Consider the following 23402-nt stretch of genomic DNA (forward strand, 5'->3'; position numbering starts at 1 on the left):
AGGCAAAACACTTTGGCTTCTAAAAACACAATATCATGGTTGATTTATTAAATGAAATACATCAGAACAATATAACACTGTCTCTAGACGGCGAAAATCTTAAACTTGGTTTTAAAGATGAGGTGATGGATGAGGTGCTTATCACTAAAATAAGAGATAACAAACAGGAAATAATATCTTATTTAAGTAAATACACCCTGCTGAATAAAGAAAACAGGATTACGAAAGTAGAAGCGGGCGAAAGTTATGAAGTCTCTTCCAGTCAGCTTCGTATGTTGTCTTCTATATTAATTGATACGGGTGTCAAAGGATATAACTATTCAATTCCTAACTTGGTTCGTTTTCAGCAAAAAATAAATGTCAGCCATTTTAAGCAGGCAGTCTACAATACGATAGACCGACATGAATCTTTACGTACCGTATTTAAAATTAACGAAGAGGGGCAAATCCGACAATACGTTCTCCAAAAAGAAGACATAAATTTTAAAATTGACTTTCAGGATTTCAGAACACAGGAAGATAAGGAAAAACAAATAAAAAACATTACGAAGAACGACAAAGAAAAACCGTTTGATATAGAACACGGGCCTTTGTTACGCATTTGTTTATTTCAATTAGCAGATAGTGAATTCATCCTGTATTGCAATATTCATCACGTTATAAGTGATTCCTGGTCGCTGGATGTTTTATTTAAAGATATTTTTGAATTTTACTCTGCTCTTGAATCGGGCGTAGAACACAAGTTGCCAGCGCTGAATATTCAGTACAAAGATTATGCGGCCTGGCAAAACAAACAATTGGAGAAAGGTCTTTTTAAGAAACAGGAAGACTATTTTAAAGCAACATTTTCAGGAGAAATTCCGGTGCTTAATTTTGCCAATAATAAAACCAGACCCGCCGAGAGAACCATCAACGGATTTGCTCTTAAGTCCTATCTTTCGAAAGAAACTACGACAGCGTTCAGAGCACTTTGTACACATAACGGAGGAAGTGTCTTTATGGGATTATTGGCCGTATGGAACGTGCTATTTTACAAATATACCAACAGCAAGGATATTATTATAGGTACAGCAGTAGCAGGAAGAGACCATGCTGATTTGAAGGAACAGGTAGGCTGTTACATCAATTCATTGCCCCTTCGAAATACAATAGATCCCGGGCAAACTTTTAACGCATTTTTTAATAGCGTAAAAGAGAATACGCTTGATGCTTTAAACGGACAATTTTACCCATTTGAACGCTTGGTAAAACTGATAAACTATAACAGAGAGCGATCAAGATCTCCTTTATTTGATGTAATGCTTTTATTGCAAAATGCAGTGGATCATAGTAATATTACGTTAGAGGAAAACCAAATAGGTGCTATAAGAGAATTAGGAAAAACCTCGGCACTAACAGATCTTGATATCAATTTTCTTGAAGAAGGAGACTACTTATCGTGTCATTTAGCATACAATACAGATGTTTTTGAAGCAGAATATGTTACAAATCTCCTAATACATTTTAGACAATTAGTCGAAACCATTGTTTTAAATCCCAATACTGCAATTGAGGAGCTTGATTATTTATCTGTAAAAGAAAAAGAACAGTTACTGTTTGATTTTAATGATATAGTATTGGAATATGACCCTAAAGAAACCTTGTTGTCAGGGTTTGATAAACAGGTACAGCGATCTCCTGATACCATTGCCCTGGTGGCGGGCGGAAAGAAATTTACCTATGAGGCCTTAGACAAAATCTCAACAGACTTTGCCCATTACATTCGAAAACATTATCAGGTCACAAAAGGAAACCTGATTGGCATACAGCTGGACCGTGACGAATGGAGCATTATCTCAATGCTTGGTATTCTAAAATCAGGCTGTGCTTACGTTCCAATCGCTCCCGATATGCCAGTTCATATCAAAGAGCACATCATTTCGGATACGCAATTGAACCTACTGATTACTACAACTTCATACTCGTCTGATCTGGATTTTTATACTGGAGCTATTATGAAAGTAGATACCGGTTTTGATGCCAGCGATTGCGAAACAACGACGATTGAAGTAGGAACTTCAGATCTTGCCTATATTATATTTACTTCCGGATCAACGGGGCTGCCAAAAGGCGTGATGATCGAACAGGGGCAGATTGTAAATACCATCCTCTCTCAAATTGATTATTTCAAATTAGACCAAAACAGCAGAGGTTTACAATTCGCTCCCTTTTCTTTTGATGCTTCTGTATGGGAAATTTTTATGATTCTTTTATCAGGAGGAAGTCTCTACATTATTGGAGAGGAGCAGCGTAAAGATGTCAGCGTACTCACTCAATACATAAAAGAAAATAAAATCACTATTGTTACCTTACCACCTTCCTATCTGGCTTTGATGAACATTGAGGATTTGCAGCAGGTCGAACATTTAATTACCGCAGGAGAAGCACCGGATTACGAAATTATCAAACCATTTTTAGCCTATGGTAACTATTATAATGCCTATGGTCCTACAGAAGCGAGTATTTGTGGCACCATATTTAAAATGCCCAAAAACAGCCAGCCGGATTATGACAGTATCCCTATCGGAAAACCAATAGCGAACGCTAAAATCCATATCCTTGACGAGCATCACCAACTGGTTCCTGTTGGTGTAGCTGGAGAAATATGTATCGGCGGAACAGGTGTTGGAAGAGGGTATCTCAATAGAGAAGAACTCACAAAAAATAAATTTATCAAAAGTCAGTTCCATCACAATGAAAGACTTTACAAAACGGGAGATTTAGGAAAATGGACTAAAGAGGGGAGCATTATTTACATTGGACGTAATGACGAGCAGGTAAAAATAAGAGGATACCGTGTAGAATTAAGTGCTATTGAACATCAGTTATTGTCGCATGAAAAAATAGACGAAGCTGTTGTAATCGTACAAAATGACGGTAGAGAAAATAAAGAACTCGTAGCTTACATTGTCATGACTGCTCCGGTAAGCATAGAAGAATTAAGAGCTTTTTTATCAAAAATTCTTCCGGACTACATGATCCCGACCAGTTTTATCTTTTTAGACAAAATACCATTAACGCTAAACGGTAAAGTAGACAGAAAAGCACTCGTAAAAACAGTAGGGGTTGAATTGTACAGTGAAGTAGAATATGTGGCACCAACCACTGCCGAAGAAAAGATTCTGGTTGAGGTTTGCGAAAAAGTTCTCGATAAAAAGAACATCGGTATAAAAGACGACTTCTTCAGTTTGGGAGGAGAATCCATCAAAGCGGTTATGTTAATTGCAAGCTTAAAGCAAAAGGGATTTGTACTAAAAGTAGATCATATTCTGAGAAATCCTATACTCGAAGATTTGACAAAATTAATGACTTTAAATACAAGAAATATTGACCAGTCAGAAGTTACAGGTGAAATTTTACTAACGCCAATTCAACATTATTTCTTTGCTAATTCGGCCATTAAAGAAAAACAGCATTACAATCAATCGGTTCTTTTAAAAGCAAAAGAAACCATTAGTTCAGTAAGTCTAATAAAGGCATTAACACAAATTGTCAACCATCATGATGCCCTGCGCATTCATTTTGAAAAAGAAAATGAAGTCTGGAAACAGCGCAATTTAAATAGTACGGTCTTTAATTTTGATATTGAATTGTATGATTTAAGAGATGAAGACGATGCGCTTTCTGCCATGAAAATAATAGGTGAGGAAATTCAGTCCGGTTTTAATCTGCAAAATGAAAGACTGATAAGAGCAGTCGTTTTTAAACTAAAAGATGGAGATAGACTGGCTCTCTTTGTACATCATTTAATCATCGACGGGGTATCATGGCGCATATTGTTACAGGATTTGTCGGAAGCCTACGCACACCATCAAAGAGGCGAACAATACGAATTGCCACTAAAGACAGATTCGTATCAATATTGGGCTAAGGGCTTGCATCAATATGCCTCCGGTCTAACATTAGAAAAAGAAAGGTTATTTTGGGAAGAGCATTGTTCCTTAGACATTCCGCAGCTGCCTGCTGATTTCGAGCCTGCTGAGGTATATTACCACGACCGAAAAGAGACTTTTTTACTGGATAAAGAATACACCAATAAATTGCAGACTCAGATTTCGAAACAATATACGATCGAGATTAATGAGACTTTGATTAGCGGTTTAGGTCTTGCATTAGCTGAAGTTTTTCAGGTAAAAAGAACGGTGCTCAAAATGGAGGGCCACGGCAGAGAAGACATTTTACCTGCAACCGATATCAGTAGGACTATTGGCTGGTTTACTTCTGTTTTTCCTTTTGTTTTAGAAATAGCCTCCTCAGATACTATCGAGAACATTCTTAAAATTAAAAAAGACCTAAGCAGAATTCCTAAAAAAGGCATTGGGTATGGCATTCTTAATTTTTTGAATAAAGAATCAAATCTGGAAAGAGAAACTTGTATCGAGTTTAATTATTTGGGTGATTTTGGCAGCAAAGTAGGGACGAACGAAACCTCCTCTTTTGACTTTTCAACCGAATCAATCGGAGCCCCTTTTAGTGAGAAAAACGGTAGTGATGCTAAACTAAGTATAAACGGGATTATTTCTTCCGGTCAATTAATGATTACTGTCGCATATTCCTCTGAAACGTTTAAGACAGCAACAATTCAACGTCTTGTAAAAACATATCAGGCAAAACTGGAGCAAACCATTGATGATTTGGTTAGAACAGAAAAAGAACAGAACAAACCAATAACCATTGACGATCAAAAAGACATCACGGAGCAAATACAAATTCAGGAGGATTGGGTGGCGATATCTGAGAATCAGAGAAGAATTTTGCAATTCCCACAATCGCACGGAAGATTTGGGCCAATCGTTATTTCCGATTTTTCCAAAGACTCATTTGAAAATAAGTTCAGAGAATTTTTAGGACTTTTCCCTTTCTTGAATGTGAAATTCAAAAAAGAGAGTGATGGGGCTATTTCCCAAAAATACATTTCCAATCAGGAAGTGAATTTAGAAATAAAAATCGTCGATGATTATAAGGAAACGGAAAGAGAAAAAGCAGAGACAGCATTGGAGGCTTTTTTTACATCACCGTACGATCTGTATGATAACAGCTCCCTGATTAGATTGTTTTTGATCGCTGATACCACAGACAAGACCTACCTTTTTGTAAGCATTCATCATGCGGTTACCGATATGTACACCAATTCGATTGTACATCAAAATCTGCAAAACTTTTTTGCCGGTAAGCCAATCGAAAATAAGTATAAATCGAATTATGAATTCATAGCCTGGCAACAGCAATTTCTAAAATCAGAAACAGCCTGTGAACAGCGCGATTACTGGAAAGAATATCTGAAAGGTTTTGACATGGTAAATCAAAATCAGGTTCATAATAATTTTATCGACTGTGTGACACAAAAGATAATCGTTAAAGGAGAAAACTTCCAAAAACTGATACAAAAAGCAGATAAAATGAATTTGCCAATAACAGCAATTTGTATTGCAGCACATCAAAAGTTGCTACATCAGGTAAAGAAAAATGATAAGCATTTGCAATTAACCATTGTCAACGGAAGAGAAGAATTTACCAAAGAAATTGAAATCAATAAAATTCTGGGTGTACTTAATAATTTTTTACCCGTGGGGGTTTTAGATTCTTCAGCTTATTCATCTCATAAAGACTTTATCCTTGCGGTGTATGCTGATTATCTTCAGTCTCGTCTTTATCAAACCATTCCTTACGAAATCATTCGAAACGATTACAAAGAAATGACAACAGTTGATATAGAAGGAGCAATAGGAGGGACATTTAATTATCGCGTAGTTGATCATAAAACAATAGAAGATTCTGTTTCGGGAGAAGTAATCACTACAAGTTACAACAAGAACAATTTCAATACAGGTTTAGATCTTAAATGCTTGCTTTATGAAAATGGAATTCTTTTAGATTTAACATACCCCGTGAGTTATAAAGCTGCTTCTGAAAAATCTTTTGAACTGGATTTTTTCCTTAAATACTGTTTGCATCCTCTCTTGGAGTAACTCTTTTTAAGAGCACATTTTCACTAATAATTTTATTGAATCTAAGTAGTTTGGAAGTTTAGAGATCAACTGTTTTATCCAAAAACAGTTGTATGCTGTAGACTTCTAAAGGATAGATTTTGTCCAGACTTAACATAATAACATTCCAAATTTTAACAATTAATTAATTTAATAAACAATAATATCATGGAAATAGAAAACGAAGATCTTGTATATATCAAGCGTAATTTAGCAATTGAGCCTTTAGTAGACAACTGGTATGCCTGGCCTCACCTGATATCACCTGCAACTGCTGCAATGAATATTAAAGACAGACATTTGAAAATTATGTCATCCTATGTTCAAAATCCTATGATCCATGCTGCAGCAGTAAAAACACCTAAAATGTTAGGAGGCCCTTTTATTGACTATGATGGGAAAAGAGTTGATGAAATCAAAGGACTGATTGATAATACCAAAGAGCAGTGCGCTGATCTTTTAGCATTTAGAGAAGATGTATTTGCCCTTAACGACATGCTAAAAAAGGAAGCTAAAGGATATGCTCTGACTGAATTATACAACAAAGTACCGGAAAGCCTGCAAGGACTTGTAGAATTAGTGTATGATATTAATAACAATCCATCGTTCCGTTTTTTTGAATCCTTATTGTACGAAACGGAATTTTACAAAGAATCACTTCAAAGTTTCAATTTGTTTTTAGTACATGATGATGATTCAAGATCCTTTGTGCTTAGTACGCCAAAACTGCCGGGAGAGGATATTTTACGAGTAAACTTACCTTTTAAAAGTGAAAAAATTGATCTGTTGTTTGAGATGGAAGATCATCCGAAAACATTTAAAGAAATCTCAGAAATATTTGAGATCGAACCGGAAGACATTCCTTTATTTAAATCTTTTTTTACAAAAGAAAAGGCTAAAAAATACGAACGATATACAGGAGATGGTGTACTGACAAGATATTTTGGCCATGCCTGTATTCTTACGGAAACCAAAAGCACAACAATATTGGCAGATCCTTTAGTGAGTTATGGTTATGAGTCAGATATATCAAGATACTCTTATGACGATTTACCAGAATCTATAGATTATGTACTGGTAACACACAATCATCAGGATCATATTCTTTTTGAAACATTATTGCGACTAAGACGCAAGATCAAAAACATCATCGTTCCTAAAAGCAACGGAGGTTTTCTTCAGGATCCAAATCTAAAATTAATGTTTGAAAGAATTGGATTCAAAAACATTATCGAACTGGGAGAGATGGAAACCATTCATTTTGATGATTGCTCTATAACAGGATTACCGTTTGTAGGGGAACATTGTGATCTGGATGTGAGAAGTAAATTATGCCACCACGTAGCATATAAAGACGGGTTAAAAGTTCTGTTTGCCGCAGATTCTTGTAATGTATCTCCAAAATTATACGAACGCATTCATAAAGTAATGGGCGATATAGACATTATTTTCTTAGGAATGGAATGCGAAGGAGCACCACTAACCTGGTTATACGGTCCTTTAATGCCCGAAAACTTAGCCAGGGATAAAGACGAATCCAGACGATTGGCCGGATGTAATTTTGAACAGGCTAAAGCTCTCGTGGATGTTTTCAAACCTAGTGAAGTCTTTGTATATGCGATGGGAATGGAACCTTGGTTAAAATACATAAGCTCCATCAAATACACAGATGAATCTATTCCAATTGTAGAGTCAAACAAACTTTTAGAGTATTGTATCGCCAATAATATTGAGCCGGAAAGACTTTACGGAGAGAAAATCGTAGAATATAAAAGAGATCTTGTTCTGTACTAGACAAAGGGCAAGAACTCAGGGTATTATTGTGAAAAGATAATGCCCAAAAAATAATCATTGTAAATAATTAATAAAGATATCATGGTAAAATCAACATTCATATATGCATTAGTATTGTTATGTATGTCTACGCTATACGCCCAGTCACAGACTCAAATATCAGGAATACTTTCAGCAGAGAATCCAAACGAAAAATTAGCCTATGCCTCTGTCATTCTGAAACAGGACGCACTAATTGTAGAAACTGTCATAACAAATGATAAAGGAGAATTTAAGATCGAAGGTGTTAAATCAGGGAAATATACTATTGGATTCCAATTTGTAGGCTTTGAGGATGTTGTCATGCCTCTAACGATAGAGGGGACAAACACCAATATCAATATGGGAAACATTGCTTTAAAAACAAATGTTACCTCACTTAATGAAGTTGTTGTTACAGCAGAAACCTCTCAAATCTCTTTAAAATTGGATAAAAAGGTTTTTGATGTTGGAAAAGATCTAATCTCTAAAGGAGGGTCTGCAACACAGGTATTGGATAATGTTCCGGCAGTAAGGGTTGATCCTTCCGGTAGTGTGAGTCTGAGAGGCAATAGCAACGTGCTTATCCTTATTAATGGAAGAAAATCAGGATTGACTTCACTTCAGGGGTTGGAACAGATTCCGGCAGAATCGATAAAATCCGTCGAAGTGATTACCAATCCGTCATCACGTTATGATGCAGCAGGCTCTGCCGGTATTATCAACATTGTTCTTAAAAAGAATAGCAAACAGGATTTGAGCGGCAGTATGACAGTGGTGGGAGGAATTCCCAATGAGAACAGACTAATGGGAGGTATTAATTATAAAAAAGGAAAATTTAATCTGTTTTCCAATTTTGGAATTCGTTACTCAGATTATGTTGGACTTAATACCAGAGATCAGGTCACTACAGCAAACGGAAATGCAGTTTATTTAAATCAGCGTGAAGATCAGAAGAGACATGATTCTGGAGGGCTGCTTTACATGGGGTTGGATTATTTTATAAATGACAACAACAGTATCACCTCTGCATTTTATCGCAATGATACAAAAGACCGTGATAAGAATACGCTGGATTATAACATCTCGGGAGAAAATTCACAGAATCAGCAGATTCAAACTATAGGAGACTCCAGAGAAAACAGAAGTTATAATCAATTGGAGTTCAATTATACCAAAACGTTCAAGAAACCGGACAGAAAATTTACAGTAGACTTCCAGTATGATTTTTGGGACAGTACAAAAGATTTTAATATCGAAAGAAGTACCCTTGTTCCTAATACAGGAGACAAATCTGTTATAAACACAAAATCAAAACGCGCAAGTGATGATGTTGTGATACAGTCAGATTATGTAACTCCCTTAAGTGAGACCGCTAATTTTGAAGTAGGAGCTAAGCTTGAAAACAGAGTAGTATCTACAGGATTTGCCGCAGATGAAAACAACAACGGAACGGTTACACCAATAGAAGGATTCAATAATGGTCTGGACTATAAAGAACAGATTGTGGGAGCATATGCACAGTATGGCAATAAGATAAACAAATTCAGCTTTTTATTGGGACTAAGAACAGAGTACACTTATATTCAGATTAAAAACCAGAATACCGGAGGAATTTTAAGAGACAGTACCTATACAAGATTATTTCCATCTGCAAATCTAAGTTATGCTCTGACCAAAAAAACAACGGCTCAGTTAAATTACAGTCAGAGAATCAACAGACCCAACCTGGATCAGTTAAACCCTTTTCCGGAACTTTTAGATTTTAATTCTCGTATTTTCGGAAACATTAACCTTTTGCCTTCTTTGACCAATGGTGTAGAATTAGGAATTTTAAGCAAAGTAAAAGGATTAGTGCTGAACCCTTCAATTTATTATTCAAGAACTAAAAATGCGTTTCAATACTTCACCTCACAAAATGACGAAGGCGTTTTTGAAACCGTTTTAATTAATCTGGACAGTGAAACCCGATATGGGATCGAAATTTCGGCTCAGTATGCTCCTTTGAAATGGTTGTCTCTTAATGCAGAGATTAATGCTTATGGTTTTACTAAAGAAGGAAGTGCAGACAATGTTAATCTGGACATTTCAAACGAGACCTGGAAAGCAACCTTATTAACTCAGATTAAGTTACCAAAAAACTTTACATTTCAAAGTAAGTTAGATTATCAGGCTGCTGTTAGTGATGCTCAGACCAGAACGAAATCTTATTATTACCTGAATGTTGCTTTTGGAAAATCATTGTTTAAAAATAATGGGTCATTATCGTTGGCGGCAAGTAATATTTTCAATACCCGAAAAATAAGAGAGACCACGGTAGGTTCAGACTTTGTAGTGCATGAAATGACCAACTTTAATGCAGCCCGATGGACTCTAAGTTTTAATTATAAATTCAATAAGGGGAAAAACAGGAAAGAACATCAAAGTAACAGGAATTAAAAAATATGTTGGATTAAAAGAAAAAAGCTATGTATCTCAACCAAAAAACGCAACTATTTTTGCTGCATTTTGCAGGGGGAAGCTGTTACTCTTTTGATTTTCTAAAAAATGATATTCAGAATAATTTCGAATGTCATGCTTTAGAACTTCCCGGAAGAGGCAGAAGAAATCAGGAGTCGCATCTTTTTAAGAAAGAAGACGCGGTTCATGATTATGTTTCCCAAATAAAAAGACTCAGAAAAAGCAATCTGCCCTACCTGATTTATGGTCATAGTATGGGAGCCACTTTAGGGCTTTCCGTAACAAAAAAAATGGAAGAAGAGGCAGATTCACCTACCATGTTATTGGTTTCCGGTAATGCCGGCCCCGGTGTTTATGTTAATGATATTGAAAGACACACCCTAAACGATACCGAGTTTAAAAAAGAATTGAGGTCTTTAGGAGGTGTTCCGGAACAAATATTGGAAGACGAAGATCTCTACAATTATTTCAGTCCAATCATGAGAGCTGATTTTCAAATTCTGGAAAAGGACAAACATTTTGAAGCAGGTCTTATTTTGAATACGCCCATTTTTGCGATCATGGGCGATGAGGAAAAAACAGTTTCGGAAATTGAAAACTGGAAAACTTATACAAACAGACAATTTGACTACAAAGTAGTTCCAGGCAACCATTTCTTTATTCACAGACAAGTAAAAACACTCGCAAAAATTATTAAGGAATGTGCTGCAGATTCGTTAGTAGGGGTATAAAATTAAAAGCTGAGGTTGCATCGGCTCTTCTTACCGCTATAACACAGTCGTCTGATGACAAGTTCGCTAAAGCGTTATTTTCCCACTAAAATAGCATAAAGTAAATAGACATCCCCTGCGTCGTGGGGTTGGGGATCATTTATAATTTTTAAAAAAAAGACATGAAAAATAATGTATCAGAGAACAGCAATTCTCAATTGATCCCTTTAAAACCCTTAATAGGATATTCTTTGCTGGCTATAATTTCGGGATTGTCAGGATTTGCATTTATAACGATTATTAATAAAATTATAAGTAACTCTATTACTGCTACAGAAACACAGCCAATGCAAAACTATCTCTATATGTTTGCAGGTACAATTGTTATCTTTTTTGTTTCCCGAAGATGGCTGGCTGGTGGTGTAATTAAGCTGTCTCAGAAAATATACTGGGACATTAGAAAAGACGTAATAAAGCTTATTCTTAAAGCCCCCTACAGAAAACTTCAGGAATATAAAGAAGAAGTTTATGCCACACTAACTACAGATGTAAACCATGTTTCAAATGCATCGCTGATGGTTATTACTTTTTTTTCTTCGATCATTCTTATAGCGGCTTGCTTGGTGTATATGGCCTTTTTATCGTTAAAACTGTTAGGAGTCAGCACTGTTGTTATAGCACTTGGAGTACTCATATATGCACTCCGATCAAAGTCCAGTAATAAGCAAATAAAAGAAGTACGAGAACTAGAAAAAACATTCATTACAATTTTTAATAGTATTCTTAACGGGGCAAAAGAAATCAATATTAATGCCGACAAAGGAACTCAGATTTATGATCAGAGATTAATGAAAGTTGCTACAACCGGAGAAACTAAATATGTAACCGCTCTCCTGAAATATCTTAATAGTGAGATTATAAGTCAGATATTGTTCTATGGGCTTATTACATTTATCCTGGTATTTTCGGGGACTGTATTTCAAACTCCAATAGCGACTAAAGTGAGTTTTACTTTTGTTTTATTATATCTGATGGGGCCCATCGTAAGTGTTATGACAATCATTCCGGTGATGAATAGGGCGACAGTGTCACTTAAAAAAATGAACAAACTAAAAGAAGATCTTGCCAAAATTGAAAAACCGCAGAACGTTAGTCACAAAGGACAATACAAAGATTTTTCAGATTTAAAAATACGCAACTATGCATTTTCCTTTGGCGAAAATCAATTTTCTGTGGGGCCAATAAATTTTGACATTAAAAGAAATGAAGTTGTTTTTATATATGGAGGTAACGGAGAAGGAAAAACGACCTTCATCAATACGATTCTAAACCTTTACAATTTGGATAATGGAGAAGCATATATCGATGGAAAATTAGTACCGTTAAAAGAATTGGAAAAGATAAAAAATCTATTCGCTCCCGTTTTTAGTGACTTTTATCTCTTCGATGCCTTTTACGGAATAGCAGATGTTGATTATGATAAAGTAAATAAATACCTGAAATTATTTGAGTTAGAAGGAAAAGTACAAATAAAAGACGGGTATTTTTCAACAACAAACCTGTCTACAGGACAGCGAAAAAGAATGGCACTAATCAATGTTTTATTAGAAGACAGGCCTATTATTGTACTCGACGAATGGGCAGCAGATCAGGATCCGTATTTCAGACATAAATTTTACACCGAAATTATCGCGACCATAGTTCGGGATGAAGATAAAACAATCATTGCCATCACACACGACGACCGATATTACAATACTGCGGATACCTTGCTGAAAATGGAATATGGTAAATTAGAAAAAACAAACATTTCTGAACTTGCCGAAATCTTTTAGGACGGTTTAGAATTTCCGGATACTTTTTATTAGCCTCGTACAGACTTCTTTTTACTTCCCGGTAAAAAGAAAGGGACTTTATGTGCTTTATAAAATCGAAGAATTAGAATAGAAAACTACTTAACCTTATAAAATTTATTATTTAAAGATATAATCTCAAGAAAATGAAAAGAAGTAAAATAATTAAAACAGCACTTTTTGTGGTATTGTCCCTGGGCTGGATATTTATCACAACCTTTAATTTAGGACCATTTGGTTCCCTGGGAAAATTAACAACCTATAAAACAGGCTTGTTGTCTGTGCCTTTACAAAGCGATGGAACGCAAAAAATTCACAGCGATCAAAAATTAGATATTTTTGTAGATAATGTTGGAATTCCCCACATCTATAGTGGTACCAAAAGTGCAGCAGCTTACGGACTGGGATACATGCATGCAAAAGACAGGTACTTCCAGATGGAGATGATCTCAAGGATTGTTCAGGGAAGACTATCAGAATTTGTACCGTTAGGAACCCTAAAATCAGATAAATTCTGGAAACCGTATGAGTTTGAAAGAAAATCAGAAGAGATACTGGCGAGCTATAAAAAAGATAACCCGGAATTTTATGCTTATCTGCAGGCTTATTCTGATGGGGTAAATGCTTACTTAAACAATAACGAAAATACAGATCCCTTATATAAAGCATTAGGAACAACACCCAGAAAATGGAAAACGGAATATTCGCTGTTATTCACCTGGTATATGAGCTATACGCTGACTTATTTTGATCATCATATCGACCAACAGGAAATTTTAGAGAAGCTGCCGGGACAGGAGATTACTTATTTTTACCCTTTACAGCCGAAAGGAATAAATACCATTTTGCCTTCCGGTTTACTACCTTCCACTGTTAACCTGCCTAACATAGGAGCTCATACTTTGGGGACAGCTTCAGTAGATAACATTCCAGAAGAATCATCATTATTTGATTTAGGAGCTAAATTAATGACCAATCATAAGTTCTATCAAGGTGTAGGAAGTAACAACTGGGTGGTAAACAACACCAAAACAAAAAGTAAAAATAATATTCTGGCAAATGACCCGCACCTGTATTTGACACTTCCGGAAGCTTTTTATGAAGCTCACATTGTAACCGGAAGTTTTAAAACATACGGTTTTACGATTCCTGGTGTTCCAGTGATAGTAAGCGGTCATAATGATAAAATTTCATGGGGAATTACCAATGGAGAATGGGATCTGGTAGACAGATACAAACTTCAGGTAAAAAATGACAGTCTGTACCTATATGAAGGGAAATGGATTCCTTTCCAAGTTAAAAATTATACCATTAAAGTAAAAGGAAAACCTGACTACATAGAAAAGTACAGAAGTACGGTACAAGGAAAAGTTATAAAAGAAGAAAATGGACAGTATTACGCACAGCATTGGTACGCTGCTGAAAAAAGTAACTCTGTAAAAGCAATGTACGAAGTGATGAAGAGTCAGAATTGGGATGGTTTTTCAACAGCATTAAAAGATTATAGCTATCCTCCTCAAAATTTTGCTTACAGCGATGTAAACAATAATATTGGGATTGTGTGTGCGGGTGAATTGCCGGCAAGAAGCAGCGATTATATTGGTCAGGTATTAGACGGTAGCAAAAAGTATGTTCCTGTAAAAGCTTTAGATGCTTTTTGGTCGGCTTATAATCCGGATAAAGGATTTTTGTTTTCTGCCAATCAACAGCCTATTCAGAACAATGTTTACTTTGGAGCACATGGTTCAAAAGACGATTACAGAGCCAAACGTATTTATTCTGTATTAGAAGAAAAGCAAGACTGGTCAGTTCCGGAAATTCAGAAAATGCAAAGTGATGTTGTTGATATTTCCCTTAAAGATTTTAAAACATTAATAAACAACTATCCGCAAAAAGAAAAATACAATAGCATTGTAAAAGAACTAAAAAACTGGGACGGAAACATGAACGGTGACGGAAATCAGGGATTGGTTTTTGAAATGTTGCGAAAAGTCTCTATAAAAGAAGCGAAGCAATTTGCAAAGACCAAACTGCAGGTAAAACAAGAACCATCGTTACAAAACTTCTTAAAATACCTGAATGATAAAAAGTATACCCTTCCGGGTGGTGATAACAAACAAAAAGTGGTAGATGCTATTTTTGAAAAAACACTGGATACTTTGACACAAACTTACGGCGATCAATGGAAAAAAGTGAGCTACAAAAAGATGTCTAAGTTTAATATCAACAATATGCTTTTCATTCCGGGACTGGGAGAAAAAATTGACAATGCGGGAGGTAATATCAACACCATCAACATCAATACAGAAAAGTTTCATCCAGTCTTCCGTGCGGTATATGAAGTAAAAGACGGAAGCATACAGGCACATACCATTTTGGCTGGAGGTCAGAGCGGTTTGATAAATTCAGCACATTATAAAGATCAAATAGAATCCTGGAGTAAAGGCCAGTACAAGAAAAGCCAATTTGTTAATAATCCTGCTAAACTTAAAAAAATTGTAACCACGATAAAATTTAACTAATGAAAAATATACTAAATTACCTGCCCTTTATAGTTGTATTACTAGCACAATTTTTAATAAACAACTATACCGTAATATTGCTCTTTACCATTTTAACAGGCTTTATTGCTGCTTTTAAAATAGAGCGAAAAAGAGTTTTCTTAAAGTGTTTTATAATTGGGTTGGTGGTAGCAACTACCGTATTCCTTATCTATGAATCGAGAGTGGCATATGTAAAAGATCTTCTGGTAAATCTTGGACTATCAAGTCTTTTTATTTATGTTTTTTTCCCGTTGTTTAATGCTTTAAACACTGCAATTCTTTTCTTTTTTGGTTATAAAACGGGTACGTTGGTTTTAGAAAGAAGACTTGCGAGAACCAGCCAGATATAGACCTACAAAGAAACTTGTCTGAAGAGGATCAAAAAAACGTACAGTCAAAGCAATCCTCTTAATCTTAAAAAAACACTATCAATTTCTAAACACAAAAAAGATGAAAGATCGTAAGTCAAAATGCAGCTGTGCTAAAAGCGGAGTAATGTGTGCACTTAAATTAAGTTTAATCAAACAAGGAGTATCGGCATCAGACAGTGCGATAAAAAATAAGGCCATTTGTCCTCTAAAGGCGGCAGTGTTGAGTAATGCTTCGTAAGCGGTAATAGAAGTCCCGAAGAATGTAATTCAAAGTGAATAAATCAGCTATAAGAGGTCTTCTATAGATTTATGAATAGCCTGATTGAAATAAGATCCGTAAATATTCCCCGAGGATATGAAACAGTCGAAAAAATAGTGTCATTGTTATACATAATGACATCAATAATAAGTACTGAGAAAATTATTCAATCATACCTAATTGTATTATTGAAATCAAAAAAATATAAAATATTGGTAAAGTCTAATGCAAAATATATAATGAAAAACTCATTGTACATTTTTTATATACGTTAATAGTATTATGCAAAATTCGACACATTACTTAGCCTTTCGTGATTTTGAATCTATCCCTAAAATTGATTTGAAAGAAGATGAATACTACCTATTTCAGCATTCAGGTGATTGCAATCCTGATCAAAGTATTCTGGATTATTATTTGGAATTTTTACCTCAGAAATTTAGACAGGAAGTACTTAAATATAGAAAATGGGATGACAGATACAACTGTTTGTTTGGAAAACTAATGGTGCGTATGGGATCTCATATATTAGGAAATCACTCGTTTGAATTCGAGAAAATGGTTAAAGACAATTATGGAAAACCCTACATGTTAGGCAGTAACTTTAATTTTAATATCTCGCATAGTGGAAATATGGTAGTATGTGTCTTTAGCAAACAGGAAATAGGTGTTGACATTGAAGAGATCAACGACATCGATTATTCGTTGTTTGAAAATGTTTTTTCTGCTCAGGAATTTGCAGAAATCAATCGTGACGGATTGGATAAATTTTACGAATTCTGGACTAGAAAAGAATCTGTCATTAAAGCGATAGGAAAGGGGATGTCCATTCCGCTTACAGAAATCGAAATCAATACAGGCTACACAACCTATGAAAATGATACCTGGTACACTAAAAGTTTTAAAATTGATAACAAATATTGCTCGATTACCACAAAGTACGATCAGATAAAAGCTCAGGAAATGCAGGTTATATTTTAATAGTCTGTAAATAACATCTGTTTGCTGTTGTGATCAGCCTTGCTTCATAATTGTACCTATGGAGCATTATAAGAAATCAGATTTAACTTTTAAACGAATACTTAATTCAACGAAACCTCCGGGATCTTATGGTTCGGGAGGTTTTTTTATGTGCAGTAACGACTTTTGGATGCAATTTGTTTTATTCGGAAGCGATTACAGCAACAATAATTGTTTAGAACAGAAAAAGAGTTTTCAAAAACATTCAAAAGACATAATATTCAAAAAATAGTGTCTCTTTTAAATTGTCGGTTTTTACTGCAATTGTAATTTTTCTTCACAAAAAAACTTTATCTTGGCAGAGAAAATAGAGGCTGTTTCTTCTGTAAATCCGGCTGATAACCGAGCCTAAAGGGATGCATTAGAAGCAGAGATTACAAAACAATAAACCGTACCAAAAAACAGATAAGAATGTTATCATCACATGAATTGTTATTCTTTTTTAGTGCCTTAGGGGCTTTTAATGGTTTCCTGCTTTCTTTATATTTTGCGGTAAATGCCAAAAAGAAAATTTTTGCAAACTATTTTTTATCCTTGCTGTTACTGGTATTAAGCATCAGAATTATAAAATCGGTTTTCTTTTATTTTAATCCTCACTTATCGAATACTTTTATTCAAATCGGACTTTCGGCCTGCATTCTTATTGGCCCTTTTCTTTTTTTATATCTCAGATCTTACAGTCCCTATTCCAAATCAGTTTGGATTACACATACAATACCTTATTTGGTGATCATGGCAATTCTGGGAAGTCTTTATTCTTATGTCGAGCATCCTCAAATCTGGCGTGTGTGGATTGTAAAAGCCATATATCTTCAATGGTTGGTTTATATCGGTTTCTCTTTTAAATATATTCAGCCAATTCTTCAGAAAATCAAAGAGAAGGAGAGCTTAAAAAAGTTAGAAGTATGGTTTCTTAACATCTATTTTGGAGTTGCATTGGTATGGACTGCCTATACTTTTGCAGCCTATACTTCTTATATTGTCGGAGCATTATCGTTTACCTTTATTTTATACCTGATCATTTTACTTTTAATTTACGGAAATAGCCAGGAAACTACATTCTTTCAGGAAAAAGAGAGATACAAAAACAAAAGCATTGATAAAGAGACATTAGATCTAATGAGTCAAAAATTTTCTGTTATAGTAGAAAAAGAACTTTTTCTGAATTCCAATTTCACTTTGGAAGAAGCGGCAAAAGAATTAAAAGTAAGCAAACATATTTTATCCCAATATGTAAATGAAGTAGTAGGCAAATCCTTCTCCAATCTTATTAAAGAATACAGAATAGAGAAAGCGAAAGAGCTATTAGAAACCGAAAAAAACTATACCATTGAAAGTTTGGGTTATGATAGTGGCTTCAATTCTAAATCAACTTTTTTCACCGCCTTTAAGAAACAAACCGGATTAACCCCTACCGAATATCAAAAACGGTACTCCAAATGAGTTCTAATTTATAGAATGAGACTTCAGTTTTATAATCTAAACCCTGTAAACTAAGACGATACCGGACATTTGTATTCATTATTAATAACCTAAAAAAATTAAAAATGAAAAAAGTGTTTTTGTTTATCGGATTAAGTCTGTTGTTTTTTAAATCAAATGCCCAAAGTCAAAATACTACTGATGACTGGAGTTTGATTCAAAAAACACTAAATCTCTACATAGATGGTCAGGCTACTGGCGACTCTGTTAAAGTAGGTCAGGCATTTCACAGTTCCTGGCAGCTGAAAGGTTTCAGAGAAAAAGAATTCGTAGTCGTTCCCAAATCGAAGTATCTGGTAGGATACAAAAAACGAGATGTTAAACCTGATAATTGGTCAGGCCGCATCGTTTCTATTGATTTCACCAATAATGCAGCAAGTGCCAAAGTAGAGATCAGCACTGCAAAACTATTATTTGTAGACTATTTCAATCTTCTGAAAACAGATCAGGGCTGGTTTATTGTAGATAAAATTTCAACCCGTACTCCTCACAAAATCGTTGATGCGGAAGTAAAACCAAAAGGATAGTCCAGTACTTTTTGTTCAAACTAAAACCGATAATCTCCAAAGAAATGTTAAAAATAATCGTTTTATCACTAGTTTTTACAGGGCTGTATCCTCAAAGTACTCACGCACAAAAAAATATATTGTTTGTCACCTCAAATCAGGATTTTTATGGCAATACCAAAATAAGTACATCCAATCACTTTGAAGAAATAGTAATTCCGTACGACATATTTACAAAGGCAGGCTACAAGGTAGATTTTATAAGTCCGAAGGGTGGAGCAATTCCTATTGGATACATTAATGCTTCCGACAGTATCCAAAAAACATACTTATACAACAGTTGGTTTATGAGCAAATTGAAACAGACCAGAAAACCTGAAGAAGTTGCGGCTAATGATTATTCTGCAATATTCTATACAGGCGGAGGTGCCGCGATGTTTGGGGTAGCCGAGAACCAGGTCATTCAGAAATTAGCAGGAGCAATCTATAAAAAAAATGGAATTATCTCCACGATTTGCCACGGAACAGCAGGAATTGCTTATTTGAAAAACGAGAATGGAGTTTCACTCTATGCGGGACGAAAAATCACCGGTTTTCCGGATGAATTTGAAAGTAAAGAGATGGCCTATTACAAAACATTTCCCTTTTCGATGAATAAAGCAATCATTGACAATAAAGGTAATTTTGTTTATTCAGAAAAAGGAAGAGACGCTTTTTATATAACAGATGGCAGGTTTGTAACGGGGCAGGATCCTACTTCAGGCACAAAAGTAGCAAATGAGGTTCTAAGATTAATTAGGGAAAACGATAAAGAGGCAGGAAATAATACTGTAAAAAGCGACTTTGATCAAATCACCGAAGTTCTGTTAGATTATATGGAAGGTACGGCAGAAGGACAGCCCGAAAGACTGAGAAAAGCCTTCCATCCCAATTTTAACTTATATACAGTAGCCAATGATACATTGTGGACACGTTCCGGTAAACAATATATCGCTAACATAAAAACAGGGGAAAAATTAAACCGAATCGGACGTATTCTTGCCATTGATATGGAGAAAGATGCCGCAATTGCGAAAGTAGAAATTAAAGTACCCAATTGGCGCACTTTTACAGATTACTTTCTAATTCTTAAATACGAAGGAAACTGGAAAATAATACACAAAAGCTACAGTTGGACAGCTATTCCTAAAAAAGAATAAACCATAAAAAAACATCCGCTAACCGCAGTTTGATCAAATACGGTAATCCAATAAAAAGTCAGGATTTTTTCGATTAAATATATTGGGGTAAATTAAAAAGTGAAATATCCTGAAAACCGTTATTTGGGCAAACTGCAACTAGTGGGAGTATTACGTAATAACAAAGATGAGGTCTCCGAAAATGGTTCAAAAATTAATTAAAAACAATCAGATCCTATGATAAACAAATTTTTATTGACCCTAATTATAGGTTCATTTTGGGTAATAAATATAAAGGCACAAGTCAAAAGCGACCAAAAAAATGATGCCTGTATAGTAGGAATTAAAAAGCAGTAGAATATTCCGGGCTTGGCTTTGGCCGTAATAAAGAATGGAGTGCTGATTCACAAAAAAAATATGGGCTAGCAAATATTACAAATGTTACCGCTCCATAACTTTGATACTTTTATCGTTTAGGGATTTATTTTGCTCTAGTTGAGAAGTTTTTTTTGGAAAAGCAATGTAATCCTTCCATTTTGGATGGATGATCGTATCATTTTGATAGGTATTGGTAAATTGAGAAAGATGTTTTTTTGTTTTAGTTGTTTGTTAGTCAGTGTTTTATTCTTTTTGAAAATGGTTTGGCATATCAATTGTTTCTAAAATGTTAATCGGAATACCGATACGAACAGGTGTAAAACAATATAAACTAGAGCAACCATGAATGAAGATAAAACAAGAAAGAAAAAAATAAAGAAATTAGGTATATCAAATAAAGCGATTCGGCAAAAAGACAGAGTTATCAATTTAATGGTATTTACTACGATTTTTTTTATTGCACTTTTAATGATTTCACAAATAGTATAGGTGCGATTGAATATGGACATAGAAAGAGTAAAATTTTCAGTAATCGAGAGTTTTACTTTTTTTGTTTTTAAATAGAATGCAGCTCAAAAAGATCTTTACAGTTGTGGCCTCAAAATGATATGTTTTTATCATTTTGAGACGTTTTTTTTAAGCACAAAAAGTACTTTTTAGATATAATATGCAAGAATATAAGGTTTTAATAGCAATGGAAAGACTATAAAAAATATTGGTATATAAGTTGGATGTAGTGGTTAACATTTTCATCCTATTGAGGAATAAAGATAGTAACAAATAAAATCCAAACGAAACGATTATGAGAACCATAACCTACAAAATAGAACCTATTGAAAGACATTTTACGTTTTCGACCCTTTTAAAAAAACAACAAGCATCTTCACACCTTAAAGAAGCTGTAGAAATTCCCGATTTTAGTATTGAAAAAGCCAGACCTGTTCATACCTTTTGGATAAAGCAGATTTGTGAGGTAACACTTTCGTCTGCTATAGCTCGCGGAACCGGTATTTCAGGACGTTCTCCTGAGTTTCTTGAAACTAAAATGAAAAAAGGAGAGGCAGTCATAGCCTTCGCCTCAGACGGAAGGTGGGCAGGTTTTTCTTTTATCTCTTCCTGGGAAAATGGAGAGTATGTTTCTAATTCCGGATTAATCGTCGCTCCTGAATTCAGGCACACCGGACTTGCTAAAAGAATTAAAACAAAAATTTTCGAACTCAGCCGTGAGAAATACCCCAATGCCCGTATATTCAGTCTGAGCACAGGTCTTGCGGTCATGAAAATGAACCATGAACTCGGTTTTGAACCCGTTACTTACTCAGAACTGACTACAGATGAAATGTTTTGGGAAAATTGTAAATCCTGTGTGAACTGCCCAATACTGATAAACAAGGAAAGGAAAAATTGTTTGTGTACAGCAATGCTTTATGATCCGAAACAGAATACGACGATCGTAGATTAAGTAAAATTTTGAGGTTGTGTTTTGATGCCCCTAGTATCAAACAATACAATAAAACACTTTGGAAATAAAACAACAAAACCCTCAACATTGTTGAGAGTTTTGTCTTCTGTGGAGAAAGAGGGATTCGAACCTAAGCTCCGCATTCCGTTTTTATACTGCATTTTTTATATTTTTTTCTGCTGTGCCACGAATGCGCCACAAATTTCAAACTATGAATCTTAAGTTGTAACTATTTGCTTGTTAGTCGTTTATAATTCTTAATTAATTGTATGTCAAAAATACAAATTTTTATGACATCACTAACAAAACATTTTTTAGCGCCACATTCTAACCTATACCTTTTGTCGCTTGATTTTAAAGTTGCTTTGTTTTGCAAAATAGCCTGTGCCATGATTTTGCCAGAAAACTAATTATATTGGCAATTCAGTTAACGACCAGTTTGACTGTCTTAACTTTCTGTTGCAAAAAACATTGCTGCTAAAAAAAAAGCTGACTCATTTCTGAGACAGCTTCTTTGTTTTATTCTTAAACTAATTTTCTCCTGTAAGAGTCTTTATTGAACCTAATTTTAAAGTTTTTGCTACAAAATAGCCACTATCAGATGTAGCAGGTTTATTAGTGTATTTTTCGGTAAGTGCAGCTGTATTAAGTTTTGCAATACTACCTCCAAGTGTAGATCCAGCAAGAGCGCCTCCAATGGTTATTAAATTATTAAGGTTGATAGAATGAAGACTAATTAGCCTCTTTGTACTGAATTCTGAGGTACTGGAATAATTTTTGGCATCAGCTGATATATAATAATTTCCGCTGGCTGAAATTTTTGCCTCATTGAATAATCTCGTCGTAAGCGAGCAATAATTAACATTGTCGACAAAATCGACCTGATAACCTTTTCTTATTAAATTTTCGGCATACATAAAAGTTTGAGTTTTTACATTCGGTTCTGTTGCAAAATTAGGCACACGATAATCAAGTACATCCTCTAAAACAACTTCTAGTAAATGTGTCACAGTCACTGAGGTTGAAAAAAAGGCAAGGTATTTCGCGGAAGCTACCGTTTCTTTTGTAACCATGCTTTGAAAAATTATTCTATTATTATAAACAGGTTCATATTTTTTCAACTGCTCGGTAGATAATATTTGAAAATACTCAAATTCATCTTTTTTCCCGGGCTTATAATATATAAGAGCTCCTATAAGTTGTTCCGGTTTAACGTTTGTATCAAACGTAACCATGCTTGCTGTCTTAAAAACATCTTCAGCTTTTTGAGTTTGAGCAAAAGAACTGAACGCTGTACCAACAGTGAGAAGTAAGGTAATTAACTGTTTCATAATTAGTTATT

The 23402-nt window shown here is 34.8% G+C and carries 15 protein-coding genes; 14 read left to right on the top strand and 1 reads right to left on the bottom strand.

What is annotated here, in order from left to right; all coding sequences use genetic code 11:
* Positions 1 to 35: 35 nt before the first annotated feature.
* The 14 genes from JO950_RS11230 to JO950_RS11295 all read left to right on the top strand — a co-directional run bounded on the left by JO950_RS11230 (position 36) and on the right by JO950_RS11295 (position 22060).
* Complete coding sequence (locus tag JO950_RS11230; protein WP_202702724.1) at positions 36 to 6008, top strand: non-ribosomal peptide synthetase; 5973 nt, start codon at positions 36 to 38, stop codon at positions 6006 to 6008.
* A gap of 186 nt (positions 6009 to 6194) precedes the next feature.
* Positions 6195 to 7820, top strand: a complete 1626-nt coding sequence (locus JO950_RS11235; protein WP_202702725.1) for an MBL fold metallo-hydrolase — start codon at positions 6195 to 6197, stop codon at positions 7818 to 7820.
* A 123-nt stretch (positions 7821 to 7943) separates the two neighbouring features.
* The gene (locus JO950_RS11240; RefSeq protein ID WP_202702726.1) at positions 7944 to 10277 is read left to right on the top strand and encodes a TonB-dependent receptor domain-containing protein; all 2334 of its coding nucleotides are present in this window, start codon (positions 7944 to 7946) and stop codon (positions 10275 to 10277) included.
* A 29-nt stretch (positions 10278 to 10306) separates the two neighbouring features.
* On the top strand, positions 10307 to 11029 hold the full coding sequence (locus tag JO950_RS11245; RefSeq protein ID WP_202702727.1) for a thioesterase II family protein: 723 nt from the start codon (positions 10307 to 10309) through the stop codon (positions 11027 to 11029).
* A 161-nt stretch (positions 11030 to 11190) separates the two neighbouring features.
* Positions 11191 to 12843 carry a cyclic peptide export ABC transporter gene (locus tag JO950_RS11250; protein WP_202702728.1) on the top strand — a complete coding sequence of 551 codons (1653 nt, stop codon included), beginning with the start codon at positions 11191 to 11193 and terminating at the stop codon, positions 12841 to 12843.
* 164 nt (positions 12844 to 13007) lie between these two features.
* Complete coding sequence (locus JO950_RS11255) at positions 13008 to 15383, top strand: penicillin acylase family protein (RefSeq protein ID WP_202702729.1); 2376 nt, start codon at positions 13008 to 13010, stop codon at positions 15381 to 15383.
* Entirely contained in the window at positions 15383 to 15754 is a 372-nt protein-coding gene (locus JO950_RS11260; protein ID WP_202702730.1) for a hypothetical protein, read from the top strand. Before JO950_RS11255 ends, JO950_RS11260 begins: the two co-directional genes overlap by 1 nt.
* Before the next feature lie 100 nt (positions 15755 to 15854).
* Positions 15855 to 16013 carry a hypothetical protein gene (locus JO950_RS11265; protein ID WP_202702731.1) on the top strand — a complete coding sequence of 53 codons (159 nt, stop codon included), beginning with the start codon at positions 15855 to 15857 and terminating at the stop codon, positions 16011 to 16013.
* Positions 16014 to 16316: 303 nt separating this feature from the next.
* Positions 16317 to 17015, top strand: a complete 699-nt coding sequence (locus JO950_RS11270) for a 4'-phosphopantetheinyl transferase superfamily protein (protein ID WP_202702732.1) — start codon at positions 16317 to 16319, stop codon at positions 17013 to 17015.
* Between the two features lie 450 nt (positions 17016 to 17465).
* Positions 17466 to 18497 carry an AraC family transcriptional regulator gene (locus JO950_RS11275; protein ID WP_202702733.1) on the top strand — a complete coding sequence of 344 codons (1032 nt, stop codon included), beginning with the start codon at positions 17466 to 17468 and terminating at the stop codon, positions 18495 to 18497.
* Between the two features lie 104 nt (positions 18498 to 18601).
* On the top strand, positions 18602 to 19063 hold the full coding sequence (locus tag JO950_RS11280) for a nuclear transport factor 2 family protein (protein ID WP_202702734.1): 462 nt from the start codon (positions 18602 to 18604) through the stop codon (positions 19061 to 19063).
* 44 nt (positions 19064 to 19107) lie between these two features.
* The gene (locus JO950_RS11285; RefSeq protein ID WP_202702735.1) at positions 19108 to 20241 is read left to right on the top strand and encodes a nuclear transport factor 2 family protein; all 1134 of its coding nucleotides are present in this window, start codon (positions 19108 to 19110) and stop codon (positions 20239 to 20241) included.
* A 699-nt stretch (positions 20242 to 20940) separates the two neighbouring features.
* Complete coding sequence (locus JO950_RS11290) at positions 20941 to 21087, top strand: hypothetical protein (RefSeq protein ID WP_202702736.1); 147 nt, start codon at positions 20941 to 20943, stop codon at positions 21085 to 21087.
* A gap of 313 nt (positions 21088 to 21400) precedes the next feature.
* Positions 21401 to 22060 (top strand): GNAT family N-acetyltransferase, encoded by a 660-nt coding sequence (locus JO950_RS11295; RefSeq protein WP_202702737.1) that lies wholly within the window; start codon positions 21401 to 21403, stop codon positions 22058 to 22060.
* Between the two features lie 530 nt (positions 22061 to 22590).
* On the opposite strand, the gene JO950_RS11300 is transcribed toward JO950_RS11295, so the two are convergent.
* Positions 22591 to 23391 (bottom strand): hypothetical protein, encoded by an 801-nt coding sequence (locus tag JO950_RS11300; RefSeq protein ID WP_202702738.1) that lies wholly within the window; start codon positions 23389 to 23391, stop codon positions 22591 to 22593.
* Positions 23392 to 23402 lie beyond the last annotated feature (11 nt).

It is taken from the genome of Flavobacterium sp. UGB4466, assembly GCF_903469665.1.
Taxonomy (GTDB): Bacteria; Bacteroidota; Bacteroidia; order Flavobacteriales; family Flavobacteriaceae; genus Flavobacterium; species Flavobacterium lipolyticum.

Coding starts and splice junctions, on each gene's coding strand:
- JO950_RS11255 (WP_202702729.1), top strand. CDS start 13,008: ATGAAAAGAAGTAAAATAATTAAAACAGCACTTTTTGTGGTATTGTCC.
- JO950_RS11250 (WP_202702728.1), top strand. CDS start 11,191: ATGAAAAATAATGTATCAGAGAACAGCAATTCTCAATTGATCCCTTTA.
- JO950_RS11260 (WP_202702730.1), top strand. CDS start 15,383: ATGAAAAATATACTAAATTACCTGCCCTTTATAGTTGTATTACTAGCA.
- JO950_RS11240 (WP_202702726.1), top strand. CDS start 7,944: ATGTCTACGCTATACGCCCAGTCACAGACTCAAATATCAGGAATACTT.
- JO950_RS11300 (WP_202702738.1), bottom strand. CDS start 23,391: ATGAAACAGTTAATTACCTTACTTCTCACTGTTGGTACAGCGTTCAGT.
- JO950_RS11295 (WP_202702737.1), top strand. CDS start 21,401: ATGAGAACCATAACCTACAAAATAGAACCTATTGAAAGACATTTTACG.
- JO950_RS11245 (WP_202702727.1), top strand. CDS start 10,307: ATGTATCTCAACCAAAAAACGCAACTATTTTTGCTGCATTTTGCAGGG.
- JO950_RS11265 (WP_202702731.1), top strand. CDS start 15,855: ATGAAAGATCGTAAGTCAAAATGCAGCTGTGCTAAAAGCGGAGTAATG.
- JO950_RS11270 (WP_202702732.1), top strand. CDS start 16,317: ATGCAAAATTCGACACATTACTTAGCCTTTCGTGATTTTGAATCTATC.
- JO950_RS11290 (WP_202702736.1), top strand. CDS start 20,941: ATGAATGAAGATAAAACAAGAAAGAAAAAAATAAAGAAATTAGGTATA.
- JO950_RS11280 (WP_202702734.1), top strand. CDS start 18,602: ATGAAAAAAGTGTTTTTGTTTATCGGATTAAGTCTGTTGTTTTTTAAA.
- JO950_RS11275 (WP_202702733.1), top strand. CDS start 17,466: ATGTTATCATCACATGAATTGTTATTCTTTTTTAGTGCCTTAGGGGCT.
- JO950_RS11285 (WP_202702735.1), top strand. CDS start 19,108: ATGTTAAAAATAATCGTTTTATCACTAGTTTTTACAGGGCTGTATCCT.
- JO950_RS11235 (WP_202702725.1), top strand. CDS start 6,195: ATGGAAATAGAAAACGAAGATCTTGTATATATCAAGCGTAATTTAGCA.
- JO950_RS11230 (WP_202702724.1), top strand. CDS start 36: ATGGTTGATTTATTAAATGAAATACATCAGAACAATATAACACTGTCT.